The sequence below is a fragment of the Modicisalibacter muralis genome (genome assembly GCF_900102945.1).
GTDB classification, from domain to species: Bacteria; Pseudomonadota; Gammaproteobacteria; order Pseudomonadales; family Halomonadaceae; genus Modicisalibacter; species Modicisalibacter muralis.
Genome location: NZ_FNGI01000009.1, coordinates 91661 through 116037, shown reverse-complemented (window position 1 = coordinate 116037; position 24377 = coordinate 91661). Strand labels below are relative to the sequence as shown.

Sequence of the window (24377 nt, the reverse complement as noted above, 5' to 3'; positions counted from 1 at the left end):
GCCGATTTGGCGATTAACCAAGCCACGTTAGCGCACCGTGGCCTTGGCCGGAAGAGGGAAAAGACCCCTTGTCGGGGTCTTTTCCAACGCTCGTTTGACGCTCGCCATTGTCAGCTCACCGGCCTGAGGTGGGCCAGCAGGCGTTTTTCCAGATAGCGGAACAGATAGAGAATGGCGAAAGTCAGGCATAGATAGATCGCTGCGACGAACAGAAAGGCATCGAACGGCGCGTAGTAACGCGCATAAACGAAGCGTGCCGCCCCAGTCAGGTCCATGATCGTCACCACGCTGGCGATGGCGCTGGCGTGAAGCATGAAGATGACCTCGTTGCCGTAGGCCGGCAGCGCGCGACGAAAGGCACTGGGAATGATGATACGGCGCATCATCAGTCTGTGTGACATACCGTAGGCGCGGGCCGCCTCGATCTCGCCCTTGGCCGTGGCTTTTATGGCCCCATGAAAGATTTCGGTGGTGTAGGCCGCGGTATTCAAGGTGAAGGCGGCGAGCGCCGGATAGAACGGCTCCTTGAGGAAATACCACAGCCAAGTGTCCTGGATGCCATCGATGAACACCACGCCGTAATAGATCATGTATAGCTGGACCAGCAACGGCGTGCCGCGAAACACATAGGTATAGAAGAAGATCGGCAGCTTGATCCACTTGTGCTTGGAGCCGCGCGCAATGGACAGCGGTACGGCCAGTACCAGGCCGATGACCAGCGACAGGAACACCAGTTGCACGGTATTGACGAGACCTCTGCCATAGAAGGTCAGCGTATTGAAATTGAAAACGGTGTTATCGGCCAGCGCATCGCTGAGCCAGGCAAATAGCTGTTCCATTATTCCGCCTCCCCGAAGCCGACGTTGTAGCGTTTCTGCAGGCGCGAGAAGAACCACTCGGAAACGCTGGCGATGAGCAGGTAGATGATCGCGACCGGGACCATGAAGGTGAACGGCTCATGGGTGGCCTTGGCGGCTTCCTCGGCGACGCGCACCATGTCCACCAGGCCGATGATCGAGACCAGGGCGGTGGTCTTGAGCATGACCATCCAGTTGTTGGAAAGCCCGGGCAGGGCATGGCGCATCATCAACGGGAAGCGAATGCGCCGCAACATCAGCCGCTCGGTCATGCCGTAGGCGCGCGCGGCCTCGATCTGGCCGTTATCCACGGCCAAAAAGGCGCCACGAAAGGTCTCGCCCATATAGGCACCGAAGATCAGGCCGATAGTCACGACGCCGGCAACGAAAGCATTGATATTGATGAAGATATCGATATCGAACTGGTAATACAGAAGGTCGGTGACCTGGTTGATGCCGATCTGGCCACCGTAGAACAGCAACAACATCAGCACCAGGTCGGGGACCCCACGAATGATCGTGGTATAGAGGGTGCCGATGCCGTGGAGAAGTCGGTTGCGCGACATCTTGGCGCTGGCGGTCAGCAGGCCCAGGATGATTGCCAGGATCAGCGACAGCACCCCTAATTCGATGGTGACCAGGGCGCCTTCCAACAGCCGGGGTCCGTAGCCATGCAGGTCGATCATGTGTCTCTCCGACTCAGTGCTTGGGGGCCAGGAACTGCTTGAGGCGCTCGGAGCTGGGGTTGCCCAACACCTCGGCGGGCGGACCCGCTTCCTCCACCAGGCCTTGATGCAGATAAATGACCTGGCTGGAAACGTCCTTGGCAAAGGCCATTTCGTGAGTCACCACGATCATGGTGCGACCTTCCTTGGCAAGGTCACGCATGACCTTGAGCACGTCGCCGACCAGCTCCGGGTCGAGCGCCGAGGTCGGCTCGTCGAACAGCATCACTTCGGGGTCCATGGCGAGCGCGCGGGCGATGGCGCCACGCTGCTGCTGGCCGCCCGACATTTGCGCCGGATAGTAGTCGGCGCGCTCCAGCAGGCCGACCCGGTCGAGCAGGGCGCGGCCCTGTTCGATGGCTTCCTTGCGCGGCTGCTTGAGCACGTGAATCGGTGCCTCGATGACGTTTTCCAGTAGCGTCATGTGCGCCCACAGGTTGAAGCTCTGGAATACCATCGACAGTTTGGCGCGCATGCGCACGACCTGCTGCCAGTCGGCGGGTTCGCGGCCATGCCGGGTTTCCTTGAAGCGCACCGATTCGCCATGCACGATCAACTCGCCCTCGTTGGGCTGTTCGAGCAAGTTCATGCAGCGCAGAAAGGTGCTCTTTCCGGACCCGGACGCGCCGATCATGCTGATCACGTCGCCCTGGTGGGCCTGGAGTGAAAGGCCCTTGAGGACCTCGTTATCACCAAAGCGCTTGGTCAGATTGCGCACTTCGAGCGGAAGGGGAGTATCGGCCATGGGTCGGGCTCCATATAGGGCTGGCGCAACGCGGTTGTCGCAAAAAAGCAGCGATTCTAACAGGCGTTCGGCGACGGTTCAGGTGTTGCTGGAAGTATGGATATACGGCTTTGGTCGAAGGGGTGCCGAAGATTTCATGGTGGTATTTCCTCTAACTTTTTGTTGTGTCTGTCTTTTTTATCTTGGTTGTGCGACGTTGGCAGGCGATGTTGCATCAACGCTATTTAATCGGGTGTCGCGATTTTGCGTACCAGCAGAGCGGCACGGGCACCGATTTCGACATGGGCGTTGGGAAAAACCACTGCCAATGGCGCATCATCGACGATGAAATCGCCGGCCACGGCGTCGCTCGCCAAGCGCGTGCCAACATCGAACTCGCTGAAATTCGGTGTGTCGTCGGCGAAGTGCAGGGCGAATTGCTCGGATTCACGTATCAACTCATGCTCGACGCGAAAGAACGCCATGCTTGCCGGGTCGCCGCCCTGTGGCTCGCGGCCTTCGATAAGGGCTTCGAGCAGGGCGCGCATCGGGCGCAGCACGGCCAGGTCGTTGTCGCCGAACGGTCGCACCTTGCCCAGTTCCAGGGTGAACGCCTGGGCCTGATGGTAGTGTTTCGAGTAGTGCGAGAAGGTCCAGCTATGCTGGTGTTGATGCAAGACGGCCTGCAACCCGGCGGCCGCCAGCCAGCGCCACTGCTCGGCGTGGATGGCGGTGTCGGCGAATGGCTCGACGGCAAAGCGTGGATAGCGGCTATCGCGGATCGCGGTATGCAGGTCGTAATGGATACGCTCGGCGTCTTCATGACGCGCATAGAAAGCATCCACGGCGTCCATCAGTTCGCGGGCACGCTTTGGTTCATAGCCCGGTGGTTCATCGCCGTGATCCGCCAGATCGCGCCGGAACAGCCGATTGAGATTGGTGACGCAAAAACGCTGGCTGGCGCGCATCGCCGGCAGGTTGCCGAGCAGAATCAAGGTCGGTGCGCCCAAGCGAATCAACCCGGCTTCGAGTCGCGACAGCAGCTCGCCGACGAGTTCGATGGGTGCCGTCTCGTTGCCGTGAATGCCGGCCGAGATCACACAGGCCCTGGCCTGCGTCTGGCGCGCGCTGGGCAACAGTTCGAGAATGCCGGGGCCATGCAGCACATAGCGACCGAACGGCAGGCGCCCTTCACGGGCATCCGGCGTTTCATCGTCCAGCGTCAGGCCGAGCCACTCACTCAGCATGCGCGACGCCACGAATGTCAGTCGATTCGAATATCTTGTCGGCACTGGCGGCGACGAAGCCCTGATAGAGCTTGCCGTTGGCGTCGTCGTAGCGCTTGGCGAACTCGTAGTAGCAGGTGGGGATCTCTTCGACCTGGCCGCCGGCGAAGGTGAAAGGCGCGCGATCGGCGAGTGTAGAGCCCTGCTCCAGCAGGACTTCGGGCGTGCCCTTGATGCGCCCGCCGGAGGCATTGATGCCCAGGCCCAGCGATTCGACCTTGGTCAGCACCTGCTCGACACTGTCATAGGTCTTGAACTGGTTGACGCTGATGGTGAAGTGATTGGCGCGCAGGCCGATGATCGACAGCCAGGCGGCGTATTCGCTCTCTTCCATCAGCGCCTGGTAATCCTCGAAGCTGGGCGCTTGCCACAGCCGACCGGCCCACATCACCTCGGGCGTTTTTACCTCGTCAGCATCGATCTGCGCGACGAGGCCATCGATGATGCGCTGCGCGGCATCGGAGAGGCGGTCGCACATCAGTTCGGAGAGAAACACCCGAGGCTGGTCGTCGGATGGCGGCAAATAGCCGTAGGCGCGCAGTTTCTTGGCCTCGAACTCGTAGGGCTCGAAGCGCGTGTAGCCCAGCGCCAGCAGGTGCGGCTCGAGATCGGAGAGGGTGATCGGGCCGCGATCGAAGGTGCGAAAGGCAACGTGATCGTTGACGATGGCTTCGCCCTCGGCGACGAAGGCATCATGAATTCGCTGGGCCTGCGGGGTCATGGCGATGTAATCGTCCCACAGCTTGGCGAAGAACTGATCGATTGTCATTGGGCGCCTGCCTGTCGTTGAGTCCGGGAAAGTTCGGTAACGAGTCGCGCGGCCGGGTAGCAGCAATAGGAATACTCGATTAGCAACCGCGATAGGTAGCAACCTTCCAGCGACATTCGATCAACGACAAGGGCCCACGTCGGGCTGATGAAAATGGCGGGTGCGATAATGAAAACCGCTCCGCCACCTTAACCGACGGCGCGTTTCGGGCAGACGGCCACGTCCTGTTCCACGCGGATCAACTCATCGACGGGGAAATCCAGCTCGCCGGCGCGCCGGACCAGCGAGCGATAGGTCGTTTCGTCGATGCGCGGCTCGCGGGCAAGAATCCACAGATAGTCGCGATCCGGGCCAGCGACCAGCGCATGGCGATAGTCGTCATCCAGTTCGAGGATGTTGTAGCCACCGTAGAACGGCCCGAAAAAGCTGACCTTGAGCCTGCCGACACTGGGTTCTTCGATGAAGTAGGCCTTGCCCTCGGCGACGTCCCATTCGCCTTCGGACAGGTTGTAGCCGCGATTGACGACTCGCACGCCGCCATCTTCACGCCGGGTATAGGTGGCGGTGACGCACGACAGCCCCTCTTCGAAGCCATGTGGCAGACGCGCGATTTCATACCACTGCCCGAGGTAGGGGTCGAGTTTGAAACCGGTGACCGGTTTGGTGCCCTCGGGGATGCCGGTGCAGCCGGCCAGCAGCGAAAAAGGTGCGAGCCAGGTGAGGCGGGGAAATGTGGGCAGACGCGTGGCGATGATCATTGAGATGTCCTTATCGGGATGACGTACCCTATTTGTGATAGGAGCATCGGAAGAAAGTTGCAAGAAGAAATCGGGATAAAACGAATCACGGAATAAGTGAACGCTGTGCTAAAACATCATCAGAGCATCCTAGGATGCTCTGATGATGTTTTTGAGGCAAAAGACTGTCAGAAAAATGACAATCCAGGGTGGCGATTAGCCGGCGCTGAGCGCTTCGGCAATCGCCTTGCCCAACGCTTGCGTGTCACCCTTGCCTTTTAAATCCGGCGTCAAGGGTGCCTGCTCGGGGCCCTCCTTGAGCACGTTCTCGATCGCTTCGACGATGGCCTTGCCGGCATCCTCGAAGCCGAGATGTTCCAGCATCATCGCGCCGCTCCAGATCTGACCGATCGGATTGGCGATGCCCTTGCCGGCGATGTCCGGGGCGCTGCCATGGACCGGCTCGAACATGCTGGGGAAGCGGCCCTCGGGATTGATATTGGCCGATGGCGCCACGCCGATGGTGCCGGTACACGCCGGCCCCAGGTCGGAAAGAATGTCGCCGAACAGGTTGCTCGCCACCACCACGTCGAACCAGTCGGGGTGCATGACGAAATTGGCGGTCAGGATATCGATATGGTACTGATCGACGGTAACGTCGGGGTAGTTCGTCGCCATCGCCTTCACTCGCTCGTCCCAGTACGGCATGGTGATGGAGATGCCGTTGGACTTGGTGGCCGAGGTTAGCTTGCGACGCGGGCGCTTGGCGGCCAGTTCGAAGGCGTACTTGAGTACCCGGTCGATGCCGGTGCGGGTCATCACGGTATCCTGGATGACCACCTCGCGCTCGGTGCCTTCGAACATCCTGCCGCCGACGCTCGAATACTCGCCCTCGGTATTCTCGCGCACCACGTAGAAATCGATATCGCCGGGCTCGCGGTCGGCCAGTGGGCTCTTGATGCCGGGAATCAGCCGGCACGGGCGCAGATTGATGTACTGGTCGAAGGCCCGCCGGAACTGCAGGATCGAGCCCCACAGCGAGATATGATCCGGCACCTTGTCCGGCCAGCCCACCGCACCGTAATAGATGGCGTCGAACTTCGACAGGATATCGAACCAGTCGTCCGGCAGCATCTGGCCGTGCTCGAGATAGTAATCGCAGCTGGCGAAATCGAAGTGCTCGAAGGACAGCGCGATGTTAAAACGCTCGGCGGCGGCTTCGAGTACGCGCAACCCTTCGGGCATGACTTCCGTGCCGATGCCGTCACCGGCGATGACGGCGATCTTGTGACTCATAAGATTCTCCTGTCGAGAGTGGTTACCTTACCTGCAGTCTAGCCCCTGGGTTGCGTGAGATAATCAGGCTAGAGTGCAAGTTACTATTGCGCATAAGTGGAGAATCGAGTGGCGCAACTTGACGATCTCGCCTTCTTTCAGCGTCTGGCCCAGTGCGGCAACCTGACCGCGACGGCCCGCGAGCTGGGGCTGTCACTGTCGGCAGTGAGCAAGCGGCTGAGCCAGCTCGAGGCGCGCCTGGGCGTGCAACTGGCCAGCCGTACCACGCGGCGGCTGACCCTGACTCCTGAAGGCGAGCTGTATAGTGCGCGTGGCGCGGCGATTCTCGATGAGCTAGGCGATCTCGAAGGCGCATTGGGCGATCGCCAGAGCGAGTTGACCGGGCGACTGCGAATCAACGCCACCTTCGGTTTTGGGCGGCGCCATGTCGCACCACTGATTTCACGCTTCACCGCCGAGCACCCACGTCTCGAACTGCTGCTGGAGTTGACCAACTTCCCTCTCAATCTGGCCGATCATGGCTTTGATGTTGGCATCCGTGTCGGTCGTCCGCCCGATTCACGCCTGGTGGCGCGGCGCATATTGCGCAACCGGCGCGTGCTGTGTGCCGCGCCGGATTACGTAGCAAACATGCCGGCGCTGAAGACGCCTCAGGAACTCGGCGCTTGCCAATGTCTGGTGGTGCGCGAGAATGACAGTGACTACGCTCTATGGCGCTTCGTCAGCGGCTCACGTGAAGTGGCGGTCAAGGTGGGCGGGCGTCTGGCCAGCAATGACGGTGAAGTGATCACCCGCCTGGCGCTGGATGGGCATGGCGTGATGTTACGCTCGTGGTGGGATGTGTACCGTCATCTTCAAAGCGGTGAACTTGTCGCCTTGCTGCCAGAATGGCAAGGCGTGGAAGCGGATTTTTATGCCGTGTATGAGCAGCGCCGACACGTACCGACGCGCCTGCGCGCCTTCATTGCCTATCTTGAGGAGTCATTGCCGGGACGGATATCGCAACCACCGGTATAGTTAGCGATAACCATGGCAGACGCTAGCACGGCTGCTATGATGTGCGGCTTCGAGGGTGGGGTGTTTGATTGCCAAGGGAGGCGATGGCTTGAATATACTCATGTTTACCAATACCTATCGCCCGATAGTCGGCGGGGTCAGCGAATCCGTGCAGCGGCTCAAGTCGCGCCTGCAGGCGGAGGGGCACCGGGTATTGGTCGTGGCGCCAAAGATGAAAGGGCAGCCGCGTCATGAGCCCGATGTGGTTCGCGTGGCCGCGATGCAGCGTTTCAATGGCAGCGATTTCTCCTTGCCGGTGCCGATTCCCGGTCGGCTCTATGAGGTCATCGAGGAGTTCGATCCCGATATCATCCATTCTCACCATCCATTTCTGCTTGGCGACACCGCCGCGCGTGCCGCCGAGACCTACGGTTTGCCGCTGATATTCACGCATCACACGCTGTACGAGCACTATACTCATTACGTGCCTGGCGACTCGCCGCGCATGCAGCGCTTCGCCGTGGCGTTGCCCACCGAATACACCCGCCTTTGCGACGCGGTGATCGCGCCGAGTGAAAGCATTCGCGACCTGATGCGTCAGCGTGGGGCCAACGACTCGGTTCATGTGGTCCCCAGCGGAGTCGATACCCGACGTTTTTCCCGAGGCGATGGCACGCGGCTGCGCGCGCAGTTGGGGATCGCGCGCGGGGACTATGTGGTTGGACATGTCGGACGCTTGGCGCTCGAGAAGAATTTACCGTTTCTGGCCGAGGCGGTGACACGCCTGTTACGCAGGCAGCCCGATGCGCATTTTCTGGTGGTCGGCGATGGCGGTGCCCGTGACGCCATGCAGGCGGTAGCGATACATGCCGGCGTCGCGGAGCGGGTTCACTTCACTGGCAAGCTTCATGAGCAGGCGTTGATCGATGCCTATCACGCCATGGACGTGTTTGCCTTCGCCTCGCATAGCGAGACTCAGGGCATGGTACTGGTCGAAGCGATGGCCACTGGGTTGCCCGTCGTGGCAGTCAATGCCAGCGGGGTGCGCGAAGTGTTGGCGAATGGCAATAACGGCTTGCTGCTGCCCAATGACGACGCCGAGACCTTCGCCGATATGCTGGCTAGTTTGAACGATGCCCAGCGTCGCGCAGTGCTGCGCGATGGGGCGCTGGCCACGGCGGCCAATTTCGATGAAACTCGCTGCACGGCCCGTTGCATAGCGGTTTACCGTCGGGCGATTGCCGCCGGTGGGCCGTTCAGCCACGCCGATGATGGCGCCTGGGAGCGCGTGCGCAGTCGATTGGGAGCGGAGTGGCAGTTATTGCGCCACCGCGGACGTATACTGCGTTGGGTGTTTCAGGACGAGCCAGTGATCAGCTTCGAAACCAACGAGTCCAAGGCTCCCCAGAAGTAGTCGGACCGGTTGAGTACAGCCGGAATCAATGCCGCGAGCGTTGCCGTTGGCGGTGCGTGGCATAGCGCTTTAGCCCCAGCAATATCAGCAAGCCTAGTGCGATCCCGCCCAGCGATACCAGTAGCTCGGTGCGATTCTCGGCGGTCAGCAGTTCCCTGACTTGGCTGCTCAGTAGCGTCAAGCCCATGACCCAGGGGACGATACCCACCAATGATCCTGCCAGATAATCGCGAAAGCGTAGATGAAAGGCGCCGGCCAGCATGTTGGTCAACGTGAAAGGCGCCAGCGGCAGCAGGTTGATGACCGCCATGGTACGAATGCCACGTCCGGCGAGACGCCTTGCCAGGCCGTTCAGGCGCCGCCCCCCGTGGCTCAGTAGTGCCTCACGACCCAGCCGACGGCCAATCCAGTAGGTGATGACCGAAACCAGCAAGGTTCCGGCCATGGCGTAGACGAATCCCCATAGCGGACCGAACACCAGTCCAGTCGCCATGCCCAGAATGCTCATTGGGAAGACCACTAGCGAGGCGCCGGCGTAGATCGCCATGACCGCCACGATCGCCCACGGCGAATTGCGCCAGGCCAGCGTGTACTGAAGCAGATGCCCCGGCGTTAGCGCATCGCTCATGGCCAGCCACTGCCATAGCAGACCGAGCGAAACCAGGGAGACCGCCAGGATGATGACAATACCCAGAGAGCGAGACATACCGTATGTACATCCGGTGACGTGGTAAGTTCGCCATTAGGATACGCGCCCGCCGGGCGGCGGCCAATCTTGAATGCTACCGCCCGATAGCATTGTTCACCGCGGGCGCCTCGCTGCTTACAGTGCCAGTGCTTCGCTTTTTACAGCGCCAGGAATTCGCTAACGACCGGCCACGCAGGTTGACCGCTTTTGGTGGTCACGCCTTCGAGCATGCTCTTGATACGTTCGGGATTGCGTTCGATCCACTCTTTGGCGACGTCGGGGGCCGGGCGCTCATCCAGGGCAAAGCCCTGAATCATCCAACTCTGCTCCTCGGCGCTGAAAATGAATTGCTCGAAGAACGTCACCAGATTGGGGTGTGTCTCGGCATAGTCGCCGCGAATCAGCGTCAGCACTTCGCTCTGGCCGTTATTGTCGCCGAACAGGTTCTTGGGATCTTCCAGATAGCGCATCGGCAGCTCGAGGTTCATCCAATGCGGCGTCCAGCCGACCCAGATGATCGGTTCCTTGCGCTCGATGGCACTCTCAGCGGCGCCGAGCATGCCGACGATGCTGGTGTCGACGATGCTCCAGTCGGCGAGGCCCCAGGCATCCTCTTCCATCGCCTTGATAAGAATCTCACTGGCTGCCGAACCGGCGCCGAAGCCATAGATCTCGCCATTGAACAACCCGCGATTGGGATCCAGGTCGGCAAAGCTCTGTATGCCATTCTCATAAACGTATTCGGGCACCGCCAGGGTCATTTGCGCGCCGTCGACGTTGTTGGCGACGCGCACGACTTCTCCGCTTTCCTCGAGTGGCTCGAGCATCGCCTGCTGAGCCGGCAGCCAGCCACCGAGGAAAACATCGAGATCGTTCGCGCCCAGCGCCTGGTAGATCACCTGCAAGCCAAGTTCGTGGCTTTGCGTCGCATAGCCGAGCGGCTCGAGCAATTGCACGGCGATCTCGTTCTTCACGGTGATGCCCGGCCAGGCGGGGACACCGAAATCGAGCGTGGCATCGTCGGCCTGGGCGGGTAGCACGGCGGCAATGGCCAGCGGCAGGGCGAGGAACGTTCTAGGCAGCGAGTGGGGCATGGGTTGCTTCCTTCTCATGAATAAAGACAAGACGGTACCGGTATTGGTTTTGTCGTTATGGGCACGGGTCGCGTCACCCATACCGCATCCGGCAGGCGTAGCGCGAGCGCGGGTAGGATATCGAGAATGACGCCTGGTCCTCGTCCCGACAAACGATTAATCTGAGGCCTATGGCCAAGTTTAACTTATACCTCGCTTACTCATGACGCCGCTGCCGCCGATTCTCTGGCTGCAGGCCTTCGAAGCCGCGGCCCGCACATTGAGCTTCACCGCAGCCGGCCACGAGCTGGGCGTGACCCAATCGGCGGTCAGTCAGCGCATTCGCCTGCTCGAAGATCGCCTGGGTCAGAAGCTATTCGTGCGTCATCCGCGTAGCCTGACGCTGACACCCGCCGGGCAGGCTTGGTTGCCCAGCATTCGGGAAGCATTCACACGGCTGGCCGAGGGTACTGCCGAGGTGTTCGGCCCGCGCCCGGAGGCACCGGTGACATTGCGTGCCACGCCGGTCATGCAGCAAAGCTGGCTAGCGCCACGCCTGTTGCTCTTCCATCGTACTTACCCGCATGTCGCGGTGCGCCTGGTCAGTGCCATATGGGCGGCGGATTTCGGTCCTGAGGGTGCCGATCTGGAGATACGCTACGGGCGTGGCGACTGGGTGGATGTCGAAGCACTCTCGCTGGGTGACGAAGCGATGCTGCCAGCCTGCACCCCTGAACTGGCCGGCAGGCTGAATCGACCGGCGGACCTGACCGGCGAGACGCTGCTGCATGCGGTGGGGTTTGCCGTTGGCTGGCCAGCCTGGCTGGAGCATGCCGGCGTGGTGGGGCTGGATCGACAGTGCCGAACGCTGTCCTGCGATAACCAGGTGATGACATTGGACCTGGCGGCGCTTGGCTGCGGCGTGGCCTTGACCCATCATGGGCTGCTGGCCCAGCGTGAGGATCTGGTCGCGCCCTTCGCATTGGCGCTGCCCAGCGACGAGGGTTTCTGGCTGGTGCGTCCGGCGCGGCGCCAGCTCCGTGAGCAGGCGGCATTGCTATGGGACTGGCTGGCGCGCGGCCTGGATGCGACGGGCGGTGGCCGTTTCGACTAGGCTGGTGACATAGCGCATTCTAAAGCACGCAGAAAAAGTGAACGTGATGAAAACGATGGTCTGGGTTGGCATGCTGCTAGGATCGGTTGCGATGGGTATCTCGCTGGGCGCCTTGGCCGACGATTACGACTGGCAGGATCAGCACCAACCTTGGCAGGAGCGCCATTGGCCCTCGCCGCAAATCGAAGTGATTGTCGACGGCCTGCATATCGATGAACGGGAACAGTCTGTCGAAAGCGCCGATGATCGCGAGTCGGGCGCGACTATTTGTCATCAGGCCGGCGGCACGACCTGGTCGACGCGTGAGCTACCCTGCGAGGAGCGCATGCCTCCGGAACGCTCCAAGGTCTGGTCAACATCCCCCGATAACTGAGCCGGTCTCCTCACTTTGCCATGACGCCAACTGCCGCGGGCATGCGTTCCAGCGGTGCCTGACGAAAATAGCGACCGAGCAGTGCGTAGAGCTCAGGGTAGGCCGCGTCGAGCACATGGGGTGCGGCGAAAAAGTATTCACAACACACCGCAAAACACTCACCGGGATGGCTGGCTGCATAGTCGTCGATTGGCGTGTCTTCGCCGCGCGTCAGGCGCGCTTGCAGGTCGTCCCATACCGCAGTGAAGATGCGATGCCATTCGCCGGCGGCGATACCGCGCGGCAGCGGCGGGAAGCCGTCGACATCCTGCGAGTTGCCCATGTCGATCTTGTGGGCGAGTTCGTGAATGATCACGTTGAAGCCGGTCCAGTCGCCACTGGCCATGACATCGGTCAGCGACACCACCACCGGCCCCTGGTACCAGGTCTCGCCGGCGCGTTCGTCATGGTATTCATGCACTACGCCGGCCTCGTCCATCTCTTCCACCTTGCGCCGGAAGCTATCCGGCAGCAGCAGGATTTCATGGACGTTGGCGAAAGCATCGCTGGCATCGCCGTCGCTCCAGCCCAGCGTCAGCAGCCCGGCCTGGCCCATCAGGCCCAGCCGCGCGGCAAGATCGAAATCCAGTCCTTCGGGAATCGTCAGCCGCTTGCGGTGGAGTAGTCGCCAGGCGCGCCGGCCGAGACGCTGCGCGTCGTCGTCGCTCAGGGCGGCGAGTAGCGGCACCCGTTTGCGCGCCTCATGCCAGTCATCCTCGGGAAACGGGTGATTCGCGTCGAAGCGTTCGGCCCGCCAGGCGCGCCACCATTTCATCGTCGGCTCCTCTACGTTGGCGTCCGCTCAGCTTTCGCCGGGATGCCGGCCGCCGGCCTTCCACGACCAGTCGCGCAGGCGCAGGTCGAACAGATCCTTGCGGCGATCCTTGAGGTTGGTCACCGAACCCTCGGAGCGCAGCACCTTGAGCCGCGTCAGGTCAAGATCCGAGAACATCACCATCTCGGTATTCGGCGTGGTTTCGGAGAGCACCGCGTCGTGGGGAAAGGCGAAATCCGACGGCGAGAATACCGACGACTGGGCATACTGGATATCCAGATTCTCGATCGACGGCACGTTGCCCACGCTGCCGCACAGCACCACGTAGCACTCGTTCTCGATGGCCCGTGCCTGGGAACAATGGCGCACGCGCAGGTAGCTGTTCTTGGTGTCGGTCCAGAACGGCACGAACAGGATGTCCATGTCCTGATCGGCGAGCAGGCGTGGCAACTCGGGAAACTCGACGTCGTAGCAGACCAGTATGCCGATGCGCCCGGCGTCGGTGTCGAACACGTGCAGTTCGTCACCACCCTCCACGACCCAATCGCGACGCTCCTGGGGTGTGACGTGCAGCTTGGCCTGGCTTTCGATGGAGCCGTCGCGGTGGCACAGATAAGCGACGTTGTAGAGCTTGCCGTCGTCGCCTTCCTCGACCATCGAACCGGCGATGATGTTGATATTGTAGGACACTGCCATGCGTGAAATTTCGGTCTTGAAACGCTCGGTGAAGCCGGCCAGAAAGCGAATCGCCTGTATCTGGTCGGATTGATCGGTCAGACCCATCAGTGGAGTATTGAACAGCTCGGGGAGCACCGCGAAATCGCTCTGGTAATCGGATAGCGCATCGACGAAATACTCGACTTGCTGCAGCACGGCCTCCACTGAGGCGAATTCACGCATCTGCCACTGCACGGCGCCGACGCGCACTTGCGTCTTGCGCGTTTCGATCACCCGCTCCGCGGGCTCGAAGAGAATATTGTTCCACTCCAGCAGCGTCGCGTAGCCCTGCGACTTCTCGTCCTCCGGCAGGTACTTGCGCAGCAGGCGCTTGACCAGGAAGTCGTTGGCCAACTGGAACGACAGGATCGGGTCGTGAACTTCCTTGCGCGCCACTGCGTCGAGATACTCGCTGGGCGACATGTCGTCGGCGTGCTGGTGGTAATTGGGGATACGCCCACCGGCGAGAATCGCCCGCAGGTTCATCGAACGGCACAGCTCCTTGCGCGCCTCGTAAAGGCGGCGCCCCAGGCGGTAGCCACGATAGGCAGGATTGATAAGCACATCCAGTCCGTAAAGCGCATCGCCATTGGCGTCGTTGAGGATGATCTCGCGATGGCCGATCAGGTCGTCGTACTTATGCGGGTTGGAGAACGTGTCGTAATCGACCAGCGCGGAGAGGGCCATGCCAACGATGTGCTCGTCGTCCTCGATGATTATCTGGCCATCGGGAAACTCGTCGATCAGCTTGTCGATGGTTGGCTTGGGCCAGGCGCCGCCGAGGTCGTCGTAGACCGCGTCCATCAGCGTCTTGAGCTGCGGATAATCGTCCGGCGTCAGGTTGCGCAGGTTGAGATGAAGATCGTCGAGGGACATGAGCGTCTCGGATACAAAGCGGTGAACGATGCGCCAATGGTATCATGCGCCATGGCGAGCGCCCGCCCAGCCGGAACGGCCCACCGGCATCGGTCGTGGGTTGCTACCTCGATTCGGCCAGAGCCCTGTGCAAGGCAACGCCTGCTTCAACCGCGCTGTCATTGGTGAGAGTTTTCACCCCGTCTGACCGTCCTAAGTAGACTCCTCCGGCAGCAAAACCGATGTAGACACGGCCAACGACCACCGCCGGCCCGATGATACTCAGTGGCTCGGCCAGGTCGAGCTCTCCCCCCGGGACGACCAGGAGGCCGTTGATATCCGCTGCCCGTTGGTCTTCCACAATCATCCCCAGTTGGCGATAGTCTGCCTCGGTGAGGGGATCTTCTTCCACGATGATTTGCACCGCAACACCGCTGGCCTTGATGGCTTCGAAGGGATTACCGCTGAGCGCCTCTTCGGTCACCCAGGCGCAGGATACGCCGTATTTGAGCGGGCCCTCCCACGGTCCGTCATTTTCATCGTCTCCACCCGGAACTAGCCCAACGGTGAAGTCGCCAAGAATGCTGTAAATCCTCTCGCACGACGGCAGATCTTCCAGCAAGGGTGGCACGTAACCGCCCTCGGATAGCGCCTCTTCACTGTCCTGGTCATCACAGGCGCTCACCGTGAGCATGACGAACAGCGAAAGTGTTAGTGAAAGCCAGCGGTGGGCGGGATGGTGCTTCATCGGCGGGTTCGCTCCAATGCGTTGAGACTAGTCGGGTTGTCGCAAGCATCTCGGCGACCAGCGGTGGGAAAATTCATCATATCCTAAAATAGGCCGGTGCTACTCGCCCACCCATTCCCGGGTCAGGGTTTGCGCCTCAGGGTCGTAGCGATAAACCGTGATGCCGCCATCGTCGCGATGCCCGGTGACCAGCACATTGGCCTGGGGCGCGGTGGCGATACTTAGGCTGCGCAGGTAAGACGAGGTCGATGGCCAGGGATCGTCGCCGAGATCGAAGTATTTCTGCGGCCAGGGATTGCCGGCCTCGAACAGCGCGACCCAGTGGCTATAGGTGCCGAAGCGCAGGAATTCTTCGCTGTCGTTGATAAAGGCCAAGGCGACGGTGGTGTTGGTGACCACGCTGCGATCACCCCAGCGGTCTGGCTCATTGGCTAGAGGTAAAGGGATTAGCTGGCTTTTGTCCCATTGCTGACTGCTATCGGCCCCGGAAGGAGCATCATCCAAAAAAATACCATGGTAGTAACTGGCCATGCGATAACGATCATTGAGGTGGTCGGTATTCCAATACAAGCCGATGGTATTCTCATCGCCACTAACGACCCATTGGCCGTTGGGGCTAATAGCCGCGTCGACTTTGACGTTATTGCCGGGCAATTTGGCAACAGGTTCTAGTGTATTAACATCCCAAAGCACCACGCCGGCATAGTTCGATGAAAAACGCAGATCATCCAGCGGCCTGACTGTTGGGTGACTCGCTATTGGCCGCTGATCGACTTCTCTAAAGCCAGACCCTGCGGAAACAAAGTAGCCGTTCTCGGCCAAGCTGAGTTTGAGCACTTTGCCGCTGCCGATAACGCTGGGGCTATCGCTGTCACGCAACACGGGTTGCATCTCATCGCCGTGCCCATAATAGATATTCCAGGTCGCATTCGCGGAAAGGTAGTGATCCAGGTTTTCACCAACGACATGACCATACGTCGGAAAGTGCGAAAACTGCCTGAGCACCTCGCCATCGACTGTTTGTACTCGCACGGTATCGTTCAGGTCTTGCCATAGAAACGCATTGCGATTACGAATGAAATAAGCGCTGTAGATATTGGCATTGGTGGAGAGAATGTCTCGGCTATGCTCTTGCAGATTCCAGAGCACGAGATGCTTGGATTGATGCGTGCTGATGGCATAGCGACCGTCACTGGAAACGCCGAGTGCCATTACCGGTCCAAGTTGCCCCCCTGGTTGATGGCGACTAACTGCGCAGCCTGTCAGTAACACGATGACGAAAAGCGCCAAACCAAGCTGCACCCAGCGCCCCGAGGCGCGATGCTTGTCACTGTTTCTAATAGCGTCCAAAGCGCGATCTCTCCTTTATTTGGTTGATGATGCCTTCCTTGTAGCTCTTGATAAAGGTTTCCTCGGTGGGGTACTTCATCGCCGAATGGGCGAGTAGCCAGGTCGATTGGTCTACGAAGCCAAAAGTATCTTTAGTTAGTTTTTTGGCAAAAAACTCTACATCCTCCACCTTCTTAAACCCCACCAGTCCCAATGCCGGTCTTACCTGCCGATCGCGGGGCTGCCAGTTGTCGCGCTGGCCGAGCCGGCGCAGACGTTCGGCGAAGCGTTCCGCCATCAACTCACTGATCCGGCCATGATGCGCCAGCGGTTTGAGCAGATCGTACTCTGGCAAGGGAACGTTGGGGTCGAGCGGGCCAGCGGGGGTTGCCGCCGCCGCCCGACGCGCTTCGTCGATGATCGCTTGGGTGAGGGCGTCCCAGGCGCGATCGATAAGGTGCTGGATGTGGGGTTCATGCTGGGCGCGCTGTTGCAGGTGCACCAACATCGCCGCTTCCCAGTCGCCGCCCAGCGCCCGGGCGCGTTCGAAGTAATAGTCGCGGAAATAGCCCAGGCCGCCGGCGACCAGCGGCGGGAAGGTCCACCACTTCTTGGGGTAGGCGCCGCCGAGCTCGCCCAGGCGGTCGTCCTGGGGCGCGTCGACGAAGGCCGCGACGTCGTCCAGCCAGTCGCGGGGATCGTACCACGCGCTGGCGTCCGGCTCGCCGCTGGGGCCGAGGATGCCGTCCTCGCGCGAGTGCAGCACCACGGTATTCTTTATTGAGCGATGCGCTAGCGGGAAGGTGCCCATGCCCAGCGGGTGCGTCTCGCGGCCCGGCGAATTCTGGCCGAAGCTCTCATCGTAGCCGCCCTTCAGCGCGGCCGTGGTAAACGGGCTGTCCGGCGACAGGGCGTTGTCGGCCACCGCCGGTTCCCACAGGAACAGGTTGTCGATGCACGGGCCCGTGATACGCTCGCCGAGGATGTTCAGCGCCGTTAACACCACCCGCGCGCCCAGCGAGTGACTGACGATGTTGATCGACAGTTTGGCGTCGATCAGTTGCCCGAGCACCGTGACCAACCGCCGGCCGCTTTGCATGGCGCTGAACTCGGCCTCGACGAAGGCGGTTGAACCGGTGTCACCGGGCCAGGCGATACCCACCACTCGGCTGTAGGGTCGCCAGTCGGCGTCCGCCATCCCGGCGGCGCGATTGAACTGGTACTCCATGCTGGCCAGCCAACTACAGGCGCCGCTGCCGTTCAGGCCGCGTGCGTCGGCCTCCAAAGCCTGGCTCTGACACAGCGTCGATACCGTGGCCGCGCCACTGGGCCGCAGCAGCGGGGCGCCCAAGCGAAACGGTCCACCGGCGTCGGCAGCCTCGGCCTCGACACTGAAGCGCCCCCAGTCGCCGCGGGCGACGTTGTAGCCGTGCACGAACAGCGTGGCGCTATCGCCATCCCGGCGCAATTGCTCGAGTTGGTCGTCGCTCAAGCGATCCGCGCCGCTACCCGGTGAGGTATGCAGATCGATGAGGATCGGTGGCGGCAGATAGGTCGCGGTCACGGTCGTCTCGTGCATCACCGCGTTGGCTTCCGGCGCACCCAGCCCCGCCGCGACGGGGTGCACCGGCTGGCCATCGACGGCCACCAGATGGCGCCCCGGCGCGGCCAGCAGTTGCCAGGAAAACAGCCCGGCGATCACGCCGGGATGCTGGCTGACGCCCTCGGTATCGGTAACGCCCAGGTAACTTCTCCGACGGCTATCGCGCACCTCGACGCGAATGCCCTCGGGCAGTGGCTGCCCCAGGGTGTCCTTGTGTTCGAGAACCACCAATACCTTGGCGGCGCAATCGGGCAACTGCACCGTACCATCGGTGGACTGGCAACTGGGCAGCGGGGGTGGCACGGCGCTAGTCATGATGGGCCTCCTGAACGGTGCCTCGAGCGTGGATAAGCCGGGCTTCCAGCGCAGCCAGCTTGGTCTGCCAGGGCGCAGCGCCCAGGGCCTGGATAGCCGCACAATGCGAGTCGAGGGGTTGATCGAAACCCAGCGAGGCCAGGCGTTGGCAGCCCTCAAAGCAGGTCTGTTCGTTGTCAAACCCCATGGCTATCATCTGTTGGAACCAGCCCACTAGCCGTTCGATAGGGATGGTGTGTTGGTCCACCAGGGGTTGTAGCAATGCACGTTCACGCCACGTCTGCAGCCCCTGCAAATGCGGCTGAGTCAGCCGGAATGGCGCGTCAGTCAGCACATAACGTTCCGCAGCCAACGGCGGCTGGCGTAGCGTCCACGCCTCGTTGCCCGCCATGCCCGTCATCGCCTCGTTCGGTCCCAACAGGCGGGCGCGCTCATGCTCATCGAGTACCGATTGCAGCCCGGCATACAGTCGCGAGTCCGCGTAACGAAACAGCGCCGGTGGCAATGATTCACGCTCCGTCATCGTCAGGGTGCGCAGATGCGTAGCGGTATCATCAAAGCGCCGCGTGCCCTGCAACTCGATGGCCAGCCCTTGTTCGAGCCATTGCCGACAGGTGGCGCAGGCGCCGGATGAGACGGGTTCGACCAATAGCGGCCCGGCATCGGCCATGCCCTTGTGATCGGTCTGCCAATACAGCAATTCATGGCGAGCGTCCGGCTCGGCCTTGCGCATCTCACGCAACCCATCGCGATGCATGGCCAGGTCGATCAGGAAGCGTGATTTCAAGGGCCGCTGGGGCGGCTCTGGTGTGTTTATCCGCATCGGCATTGTGCTCCCAGGCCACAGTTCTCAGGCCCGGAGGCCCTGGTCGCATCCTGAATCTGGCAGACCTCAATGGTGGTCGCGCCATTCAACGGCGCCGTCAGTAACTGCTCATAGGAAACCGGCGTGATCGTTTGGTGGGTTACGGCTTTGACGTGGCCTGGTAACAGCGGTGTCTGGGCGCCTTGGCCACTGCCCGAGCCTGGGCTGCCACCCGCGTTGACCTTGACGCTGGGGCCGACGAGGGTGACGCCACTCGGGTCGAGCTTGAGGAAGCTGCCGCCGGCTTTCAGGGTGATCTCGGCCCCCGCCTCCAGGGTAGTGCGTTGCCCCGCGCGGTAATGAACCTCGCGCCCGGCCTCGATAAGCGTGGCCCGGCCGATTTTCTCGTGGCGGGTCTGGCCGACGATCAGGCTGTCGTCGCCGTCGATCTTCTCGCGGCGCTCGCCGTGTACGCTGAGGTGTTCGTCGCGGTCGAGCTCGCTGATGCGGTCGCGCTGGATCGCGAGGTGACTGTCGCGACGGATCTCTTCCGTGCGGTCGTTGCGGGTCAGCAGTTCCAAATCCTTCTGCGCATACAGCCAGATCTGTTCGCGGGCGTGCTGGTCCTCGAAGCGCAGTTCGTTGAAGCCCTCGCCCTGATGGGTCTGGGTGCGGATCACGGTGCGTGTCTTGTGCTCGGGTAGCGCATAGGGCGGGGTATTCACCGCGTGATAGGTGCGCCCGGTGATCAGCGGCTGGTCGGGGTCGCCTTCGAGGAAACTGACGATCACCTCGTGACCGATGCGCGGGATCGCCATCGCGCCGTAGCCACCGCCGGCCCAGCCCTGGGATACACGCAGCCAGGCGCTGCTGGTGTCATTGCCTTCGGCATAACGATCCCAGGGGAACAGCACCTTGACCCGGCCGTAGGCGTCGCAGTGGATCTCTTCGCCCTCGGGGCCGACCACCACGGCGACCTGCGGACCGTCGACGCGGGGATGGGGGTTGGGCTTGGGGCGCCAGGTCTGGTCGGCGGGAGTCAGTGTCAGCGTATTGCCGTAGCGGGTCATGTCCTGACTCGAGTCGGCGCCGGCGCGATCGCTGGCGGTAACGCCCACGGCGTCTTCTTCCAGCGCCTGGGGTTGCTGGCCGTCATGCACCACCGTGACCGTCTGCCAGTCGCGATTGAGCGCGGTGTTGTCGTGCCCGGTGAGGCTGAAGCGCGCCCCGGGCAGCAGTTCGGGCAGGTCGCTTTGGGCCGTCACGCCAAGGGCGTCACTTCTCAGATGCTCGAGGCGGGCCTGGGTGAAGGCGCGGCCCGAGGCATCGGCCTTGTATCGCCCGGGATAGTCGTAGTGTTCGTAATGTTGGGGAGAGCCGGGGTGCTGGGCGTGGGCGTCGAGCCCCTCGGCCGGGTGTTCGTGTAGCTGGGCCTGATGTAACTGTGAATAGCCCGGCTGCTTGAAGGAATCGTCCTTGAGGGTCACCGACGCGGAGCGCACCCGCGCGGTCTGGCTCAGGCGGCGGACATGCCGCTTGGGGGCCGTGCCTCCGGCACGGCCGTGATAGGGCCGGGCGCCGAGGCTGGCAAAGGTCCGTGGATCGTCGGCGAACACCAGGCGCTGAGTATCTGTGTCGTTCCCGTCACTCGACGAAGCGCCATCAGCGGCTTCACCCGCTGGCGCGACGCGCTCGTGAAAGTAGCACCAGCCTTCCTCGGCGGCGAGGCGCTCGATAAAGGCCAGGTCGGTCTCGCGGTACTGCACGCAGTACTCGCGCTCGGCCGGCTCGCGGCTGAGCGCAAAGGCCACCTCGCGGATGCCGCGCTCGGCGAGCAGGGTAGCGATGATGGTCTGTGGCGAGACGCGCTGGAAGATGCGTGAGTTGTGCCGCAACGACAGCCGCCACAGCGCCGGGCGCACGAGGATCGAGTAATGCGTGCGGCGATGGCCACGGTCGCCCTGGGCGAACTCGGCGACGATGCCGTGAAAGCGGCGCAGCGCCATGCCGTCCTGCCACACCGTCAGGCCCACCTCGCGGTCGAGCCAGTCGCCCGGCGACAGGTCATGGCGACGGCTGGCGAAGGCCACGCGCAGCTTGAACGGCGCCGACAGGCTCTCCGTGCCCTCGAAGTCGACCACCGCCAGGTCGGCCGCGTCATCGTTGGCTAGTGTTAGCGTGAACTGCAGTCCGGTTGAGTGGGCCAAGGCGGTCTCTCTTGATCATAAAGACAAACCCACCACAACGGGTGTCTTGGCGCCCGTTGTGGTGAGCAGGAAAAGGCGAGTATGGGAAAGCCGCCGTAACAACCCTTGTGATGCTAGGGCTTAGGCTTCGATCGGCGCGCGCCAGTCGTCGGAGCCGGAAGTGCCGGCGACGGTGTGCTCCCAATCGATCTTGCGGTAAGCCAGCGAAACGTCCATGAGCTGGGTGAACTCGGCGCGCGTGGCGTCCTGGGCATGCGGCATGCGCAGGTTGATATCGACGATGGTGGCATCGGTCAGCGAGGTGGTGAAGAAGTGCTCCTGCTTGCCTTCGATGGAGGTGCGGTACCACTTGAGCTCGACGTTGGGCAGCATTTCGCCGGTAGCCAGGGCGTTGTACATCAGCGGCACGGCCTTGTTCAGCGCCACGGTGAAGATGAACGGCTTATGGGCACGCTGGCCGCTGGGCTGGCCGGATTGCGGATCGGTCGGCACGGTGACGACGTGCTTGAATTCCTGAACCAGCATCTGGTCTTCGTGGCCTTCGACATAGATGTTGCCCACGGAATCCGGAGTAAAGGCGCCGGCGGTGATGTTGCCCTGGGTCTGGCCTTCGATACTGATATAGCAAGGTGTTGGCATGATCTGCTCCTGGATGAATAAAGATGCCTCGAGTGCCTCTGAGGACAAGTGTCATAGAGCAGATTTCAGGCCGAGAATCAGTTACTCCTTTAAAAATAGATAGTTATATTTTTCATCATCAAAATTAAAGTTGAATTAGGCAATAAGTTGCCTGAATCGAGCAACTTCTCGCCCGCACGAGCAAGAAGTTGCCGCGCGGGCGAGGTACGGCTCGATTTAGCGAACGAATAGTCTCTGTCGGGTCAGTCAGCCGGCGTGGCGACGCTTCCGACGGCATGGCCGGGTATGGTCTCCAGGCTGCCGTTCTCGCTGGCCTGGGCCAGAAAACGCAGATGCCGTTGGTATTCGTTGAGCACGTCATGAATGACCTGTAGGCGGGTATAGCCGTTGAGGTCCTGGCCCAGCCCGCCCTCGGTCAGGTGCACGTCGAGTCGCAGGTAGTAGTCATCATCGGCGGGCAGGAAGCTGGGTGTTTGCATGCGGTGCGGACGTATCTGGTAAATGAAGCTGGGCGCGCCATCGAAGTCCACCCGTAGCGACGGGCAAAGCATCTCGGAGCCGGTCATTTTCTGCTCGGTAACCGTGGCATGCTGGCCGCGCTGGGCGAGCTCCTCGGCGAGTTGGACCAGTGCGGGTCGAATGGCATGACGCAGCGTCGCCTGCGCGCCGTCGTGTGTCGAACCGTCAAGGGTGCGGTCGAGTCGTTCGCGCCAGTCACTGCCGGCGGCGCCACTGGAGGCCACTTGCCGACGCGCATCGGCCTTGCCGACTTCAACCTTCAGCGAGCGGTACATGCCGATCATGGTCAGGAAAATCACTACCGAGAACGGCAAGGCGGTGATCACCACGGCGCTCTGTAGGGTCTTCAGGCCACCGGCCATTAGCAGGGCGACGGTGATCAGGCCGATGATCGTGGACCAGAACACGCGCAGTCGCACCGGCGCGTCGTGATTTACGTCGCGCAGGATATAAGTGAAGTTGGACAGCACCAGCGCGCCGGAATCGGCCGAGGTAACGAAGAAGACGATACTCAGCAGCGTGACGATGCCGGCCGTCACCCCGACCCAGGGCAACTGCTCGAGAAAGGTGTAGATGGTGGCCTGCGGCATGTCGATGGCCTGCTCGCCCAGCACGACCAGACCCTGGTCGACCATGTCGATGCCGCTGTTGCCGAACACGGACATCATCACCATCACGAAAACCAGCGGGATGAACAGCGCGCCGGCGACGAACTCGCGGATCGTGCGGCCGCGCGAGATGCGCGCCAGGAACAGGCCAACGAACGGCGCCCAGGCGATCCACCAACCCCAGAAGAACACCGTCCAGCCATTGAACCAACTCTGGGCCTGTGGCGCATAGGCGTAGGTATCGAAGCTTTTGCCGATGAGCGCGACCAGGTAGTCGCCGGTGTTCAGTACCAGCGCGTTGAGCAAATGCAGCGTGTCGCCCTGGAAGAGCACGAACAGCACCACGCCCACTACCAGCAATAGGTTGAATTCCGACAGTCGACGGATGCCCTTGTCGACTCCCGTCACCACCGAGAGGGTGGCCATGGTCACTACCAGGACGATCAGCAGAATCTGCGCGGTTAGCCCCTCCGGTACGCCGAACAGATAGGTCAGCCCATAGTTCATCTGGATCACGCCGATGCCGAGTGCGGTGGCGATGCCAAACACGATGGCCAGCACGGCGGTGATGTCGACGACGTCGCCGATCGGCCCGTAGATGCGCTTGCCCAGCAGCGGGTAGAGCGTCGAGCGAATCGCCAGCGGCAGGCGGTGGCGGTAGCTGAAATAGGCCAGTGCCATGCCCATCAGCACATACAGCCCCCACCCCGAAATGCCCCAGTGCATGAAAGTCTGCACGATGGCGCGACGTTGCGCCTGTGGTGCGCCGCCGTCGCCGATAGGTGGGTTGAGGTAGTGCGTCAGCGGTTCGGAGACCACGAAGAACAGGATGGCGCCGCCGAGTCCAGCGGCGAACAGCATAGCCGTCCACGACAGCAGTGAGAATTCCGGTCGCGAATGGTCGGGGCCCAGGCGAATCCTGCCGAATCGCGATACCCCGATCAGCACCACGAATACCAGATAGGCGACGATCGCCAGCATGTAATACCAGCCGAAGGTGCTGCCGACCCAGCTCAGCCCGGCGTTGAAGAACGCCGTGGCATGCTCGGTGAAGACGGTCGCGTAGACCAGAAAGATCACGATACCTGCCACGGAACCGTGAAAAACGGCTGGATTCAGGCGATTGCTCCGCTCGTTCTCGGATGGCTTGTCGGTCATGGGATACC

The 24377-nt window shown here is 61.7% G+C and carries 22 protein-coding genes; 4 read left to right on the top strand and 18 right to left on the bottom strand.

Going from position 1 to position 24377, the window contains the following annotated elements; all coding sequences use genetic code 11:
- Positions 1-110 precede the first annotated feature (110 nt).
- From BLR92_RS14810 to BLR92_RS14780, 7 genes are all read right to left on the bottom strand, one after another.
- Complete coding sequence (locus BLR92_RS14810) at positions 111-839, bottom strand: ABC transporter permease (RefSeq protein ID WP_089729949.1); 729 nt, start codon at positions 837-839, stop codon at positions 111-113.
- Positions 839-1543 (bottom strand): ABC transporter permease, encoded by a 705-nt coding sequence (locus BLR92_RS14805; protein ID WP_089729947.1) that lies wholly within the window; start codon positions 1541-1543, stop codon positions 839-841. Before BLR92_RS14805 ends, BLR92_RS14810 begins: the two co-directional genes overlap by 1 nt.
- Positions 1544-1556: 13 nt before the next feature.
- Positions 1557-2327: an ABC transporter ATP-binding protein gene (locus tag BLR92_RS14800; protein WP_089729945.1), complete on the bottom strand. Its 771-nt coding sequence runs from the start codon at positions 2325-2327 to the stop codon at positions 1557-1559.
- A gap of 224 nt (positions 2328-2551) precedes the next feature.
- A complete protein-coding gene (gene astE / locus BLR92_RS14795; RefSeq protein ID WP_089730095.1) occupies positions 2552-3553 on the bottom strand; it encodes a succinylglutamate desuccinylase in 1002 nt (333 codons plus the stop codon).
- The gene (locus tag BLR92_RS14790; RefSeq protein ID WP_089729943.1) at positions 3543-4361 is read right to left on the bottom strand and encodes a DUF1338 domain-containing protein; all 819 of its coding nucleotides are present in this window, start codon (positions 4359-4361) and stop codon (positions 3543-3545) included. Before BLR92_RS14790 ends, astE begins: the two co-directional genes overlap by 11 nt.
- Before the next feature lie 188 nt (positions 4362-4549).
- Entirely contained in the window at positions 4550-5119 is a 570-nt protein-coding gene (locus BLR92_RS14785; protein WP_089729941.1) for a lipocalin family protein, read from the bottom strand.
- Between the two features lie 195 nt (positions 5120-5314).
- On the bottom strand, positions 5315-6394 hold the full coding sequence (locus tag BLR92_RS14780; protein ID WP_089729939.1) for a tartrate dehydrogenase: 1080 nt from the start codon (positions 6392-6394) through the stop codon (positions 5315-5317).
- Between the two features lie 108 nt (positions 6395-6502).
- Between BLR92_RS14780 and BLR92_RS14775 the strand changes: the two genes are divergently transcribed.
- The gene (locus BLR92_RS14775) at positions 6503-7411 is read left to right on the top strand and encodes a LysR family transcriptional regulator (RefSeq protein ID WP_089729937.1); all 909 of its coding nucleotides are present in this window, start codon (positions 6503-6505) and stop codon (positions 7409-7411) included.
- A gap of 88 nt (positions 7412-7499) precedes the next feature.
- Complete coding sequence (locus BLR92_RS14770) at positions 7500-8804, top strand: glycosyltransferase (protein WP_245704225.1); 1305 nt, start codon at positions 7500-7502, stop codon at positions 8802-8804.
- A gap of 25 nt (positions 8805-8829) precedes the next feature.
- Here the strand turns inward: BLR92_RS14770 and BLR92_RS14765 are convergent, their stop codons facing one another.
- Together BLR92_RS14765 and BLR92_RS14760 are read right to left on the bottom strand one after the other, a co-directional pair.
- On the bottom strand, positions 8830-9510 hold the full coding sequence (locus tag BLR92_RS14765; protein ID WP_089729935.1) for a TVP38/TMEM64 family protein: 681 nt from the start codon (positions 9508-9510) through the stop codon (positions 8830-8832).
- A gap of 140 nt (positions 9511-9650) precedes the next feature.
- Positions 9651-10586: an ABC transporter substrate-binding protein gene (locus BLR92_RS14760; RefSeq protein WP_089729933.1), complete on the bottom strand. Its 936-nt coding sequence runs from the start codon at positions 10584-10586 to the stop codon at positions 9651-9653.
- Between the two features lie 202 nt (positions 10587-10788).
- Between BLR92_RS14760 and BLR92_RS14755 the strand changes: the two genes are divergently transcribed.
- Positions 10789-11679, top strand: coding sequence for a LysR family transcriptional regulator (locus tag BLR92_RS14755; protein ID WP_089729930.1), 891 nt, complete (start codon positions 10789-10791; stop codon positions 11677-11679).
- 46 nt (positions 11680-11725) lie between these two features.
- Complete coding sequence (locus BLR92_RS14750; protein WP_139171606.1) at positions 11726-12052, top strand: hypothetical protein; 327 nt, start codon at positions 11726-11728, stop codon at positions 12050-12052.
- Positions 12053-12062: 10 nt separating this feature from the next.
- Here the strand turns inward: BLR92_RS14750 and BLR92_RS14745 are convergent, their stop codons facing one another.
- The 9 genes from BLR92_RS14745 to betT form a co-directional block, all read right to left on the bottom strand.
- A complete protein-coding gene (locus BLR92_RS14745) occupies positions 12063-12866 on the bottom strand; it encodes a M90 family metallopeptidase (RefSeq protein ID WP_089729926.1) in 804 nt (267 codons plus the stop codon).
- A 27-nt stretch (positions 12867-12893) separates the two neighbouring features.
- Entirely contained in the window at positions 12894-14459 is a 1566-nt protein-coding gene (locus BLR92_RS14740) for a bifunctional GNAT family N-acetyltransferase/carbon-nitrogen hydrolase family protein (RefSeq protein WP_089729924.1), read from the bottom strand.
- A gap of 103 nt (positions 14460-14562) precedes the next feature.
- Positions 14563-15186, bottom strand: a complete 624-nt coding sequence (locus BLR92_RS14735) for a hypothetical protein (protein ID WP_089729923.1) — start codon at positions 15184-15186, stop codon at positions 14563-14565.
- A gap of 99 nt (positions 15187-15285) precedes the next feature.
- A complete protein-coding gene (locus BLR92_RS14730; RefSeq protein WP_245704224.1) occupies positions 15286-16536 on the bottom strand; it encodes a WD40 repeat domain-containing protein in 1251 nt (416 codons plus the stop codon).
- Entirely contained in the window at positions 16523-18433 is a 1911-nt protein-coding gene (locus tag BLR92_RS14725; protein ID WP_089729922.1) for an alpha/beta hydrolase, read from the bottom strand. Before BLR92_RS14725 ends, BLR92_RS14730 begins: the two co-directional genes overlap by 14 nt.
- Positions 18426-19262 (bottom strand): DUF4123 domain-containing protein, encoded by an 837-nt coding sequence (locus BLR92_RS14720; protein WP_089729920.1) that lies wholly within the window; start codon positions 19260-19262, stop codon positions 18426-18428. The genes BLR92_RS14725 and BLR92_RS14720 overlap by 8 nt, the downstream gene beginning before the upstream one ends.
- Entirely contained in the window at positions 19247-21445 is a 2199-nt protein-coding gene (locus tag BLR92_RS14715) for a type VI secretion system Vgr family protein (protein ID WP_089729918.1), read from the bottom strand. The genes BLR92_RS14720 and BLR92_RS14715 overlap by 16 nt, the downstream gene beginning before the upstream one ends.
- A 120-nt stretch (positions 21446-21565) precedes the next feature.
- Positions 21566-22084 carry an Hcp family type VI secretion system effector gene (locus BLR92_RS14710; RefSeq protein ID WP_089729916.1) on the bottom strand — a complete coding sequence of 173 codons (519 nt, stop codon included), beginning with the start codon at positions 22082-22084 and terminating at the stop codon, positions 21566-21568.
- 242 nt (positions 22085-22326) lie between these two features.
- Positions 22327-24369, bottom strand: a complete 2043-nt coding sequence (gene betT, locus BLR92_RS14705) for a choline BCCT transporter BetT (protein WP_089729914.1) — start codon at positions 24367-24369, stop codon at positions 22327-22329.
- Positions 24370-24377: the final 8 nt, after the last annotated feature.

Excerpts from the sequence above, each read along its gene's own strand:
- BLR92_RS14810 (WP_089729949.1), bottom strand. The coding sequence starts at position 839 with ATGGAACAGCTATTTGCCTGGCTCAGCGATGCGCTGGCCGATAACACC.
- BLR92_RS14805 (WP_089729947.1), bottom strand. The coding sequence starts at position 1,543 with ATGATCGACCTGCATGGCTACGGACCCCGGCTGTTGGAAGGCGCCCTG.
- BLR92_RS14800 (WP_089729945.1), bottom strand. The coding sequence starts at position 2,327 with ATGGCCGATACTCCCCTTCCGCTCGAAGTGCGCAATCTGACCAAGCGC.
- astE (WP_089730095.1), bottom strand. The coding sequence starts at position 3,553 with ATGCTGAGTGAGTGGCTCGGCCTGACGCTGGACGATGAAACGCCGGAT.
- BLR92_RS14790 (WP_089729943.1), bottom strand. The coding sequence starts at position 4,361 with ATGACAATCGATCAGTTCTTCGCCAAGCTGTGGGACGATTACATCGCC.
- BLR92_RS14785 (WP_089729941.1), bottom strand. The coding sequence starts at position 5,119 with ATGATCATCGCCACGCGTCTGCCCACATTTCCCCGCCTCACCTGGCTC.
- BLR92_RS14780 (WP_089729939.1), bottom strand. The coding sequence starts at position 6,394 with ATGAGTCACAAGATCGCCGTCATCGCCGGTGACGGCATCGGCACGGAA.
- BLR92_RS14765 (WP_089729935.1), bottom strand. The coding sequence starts at position 9,510 with ATGTCTCGCTCTCTGGGTATTGTCATCATCCTGGCGGTCTCCCTGGTT.
- BLR92_RS14760 (WP_089729933.1), bottom strand. The coding sequence starts at position 10,586 with ATGCCCCACTCGCTGCCTAGAACGTTCCTCGCCCTGCCGCTGGCCATT.
- BLR92_RS14755 (WP_089729930.1), top strand. The coding sequence starts at position 10,789 with ATGACGCCGCTGCCGCCGATTCTCTGGCTGCAGGCCTTCGAAGCCGCG.
- BLR92_RS14750 (WP_139171606.1), top strand. The coding sequence starts at position 11,726 with ATGAAAACGATGGTCTGGGTTGGCATGCTGCTAGGATCGGTTGCGATG.
- BLR92_RS14745 (WP_089729926.1), bottom strand. The coding sequence starts at position 12,866 with ATGAAATGGTGGCGCGCCTGGCGGGCCGAACGCTTCGACGCGAATCAC.
- BLR92_RS14740 (WP_089729924.1), bottom strand. The coding sequence starts at position 14,459 with ATGTCCCTCGACGATCTTCATCTCAACCTGCGCAACCTGACGCCGGAC.
- BLR92_RS14735 (WP_089729923.1), bottom strand. The coding sequence starts at position 15,186 with ATGAAGCACCATCCCGCCCACCGCTGGCTTTCACTAACACTTTCGCTG.
- BLR92_RS14725 (WP_089729922.1), bottom strand. The coding sequence starts at position 18,433 with ATGACTAGCGCCGTGCCACCCCCGCTGCCCAGTTGCCAGTCCACCGAT.
- BLR92_RS14720 (WP_089729920.1), bottom strand. The coding sequence starts at position 19,262 with ATGCCGATGCGGATAAACACACCAGAGCCGCCCCAGCGGCCCTTGAAA.
- BLR92_RS14710 (WP_089729916.1), bottom strand. The coding sequence starts at position 22,084 with ATGCCAACACCTTGCTATATCAGTATCGAAGGCCAGACCCAGGGCAAC.
- betT (WP_089729914.1), bottom strand. The coding sequence starts at position 24,369 with ATGACCGACAAGCCATCCGAGAACGAGCGGAGCAATCGCCTGAATCCA.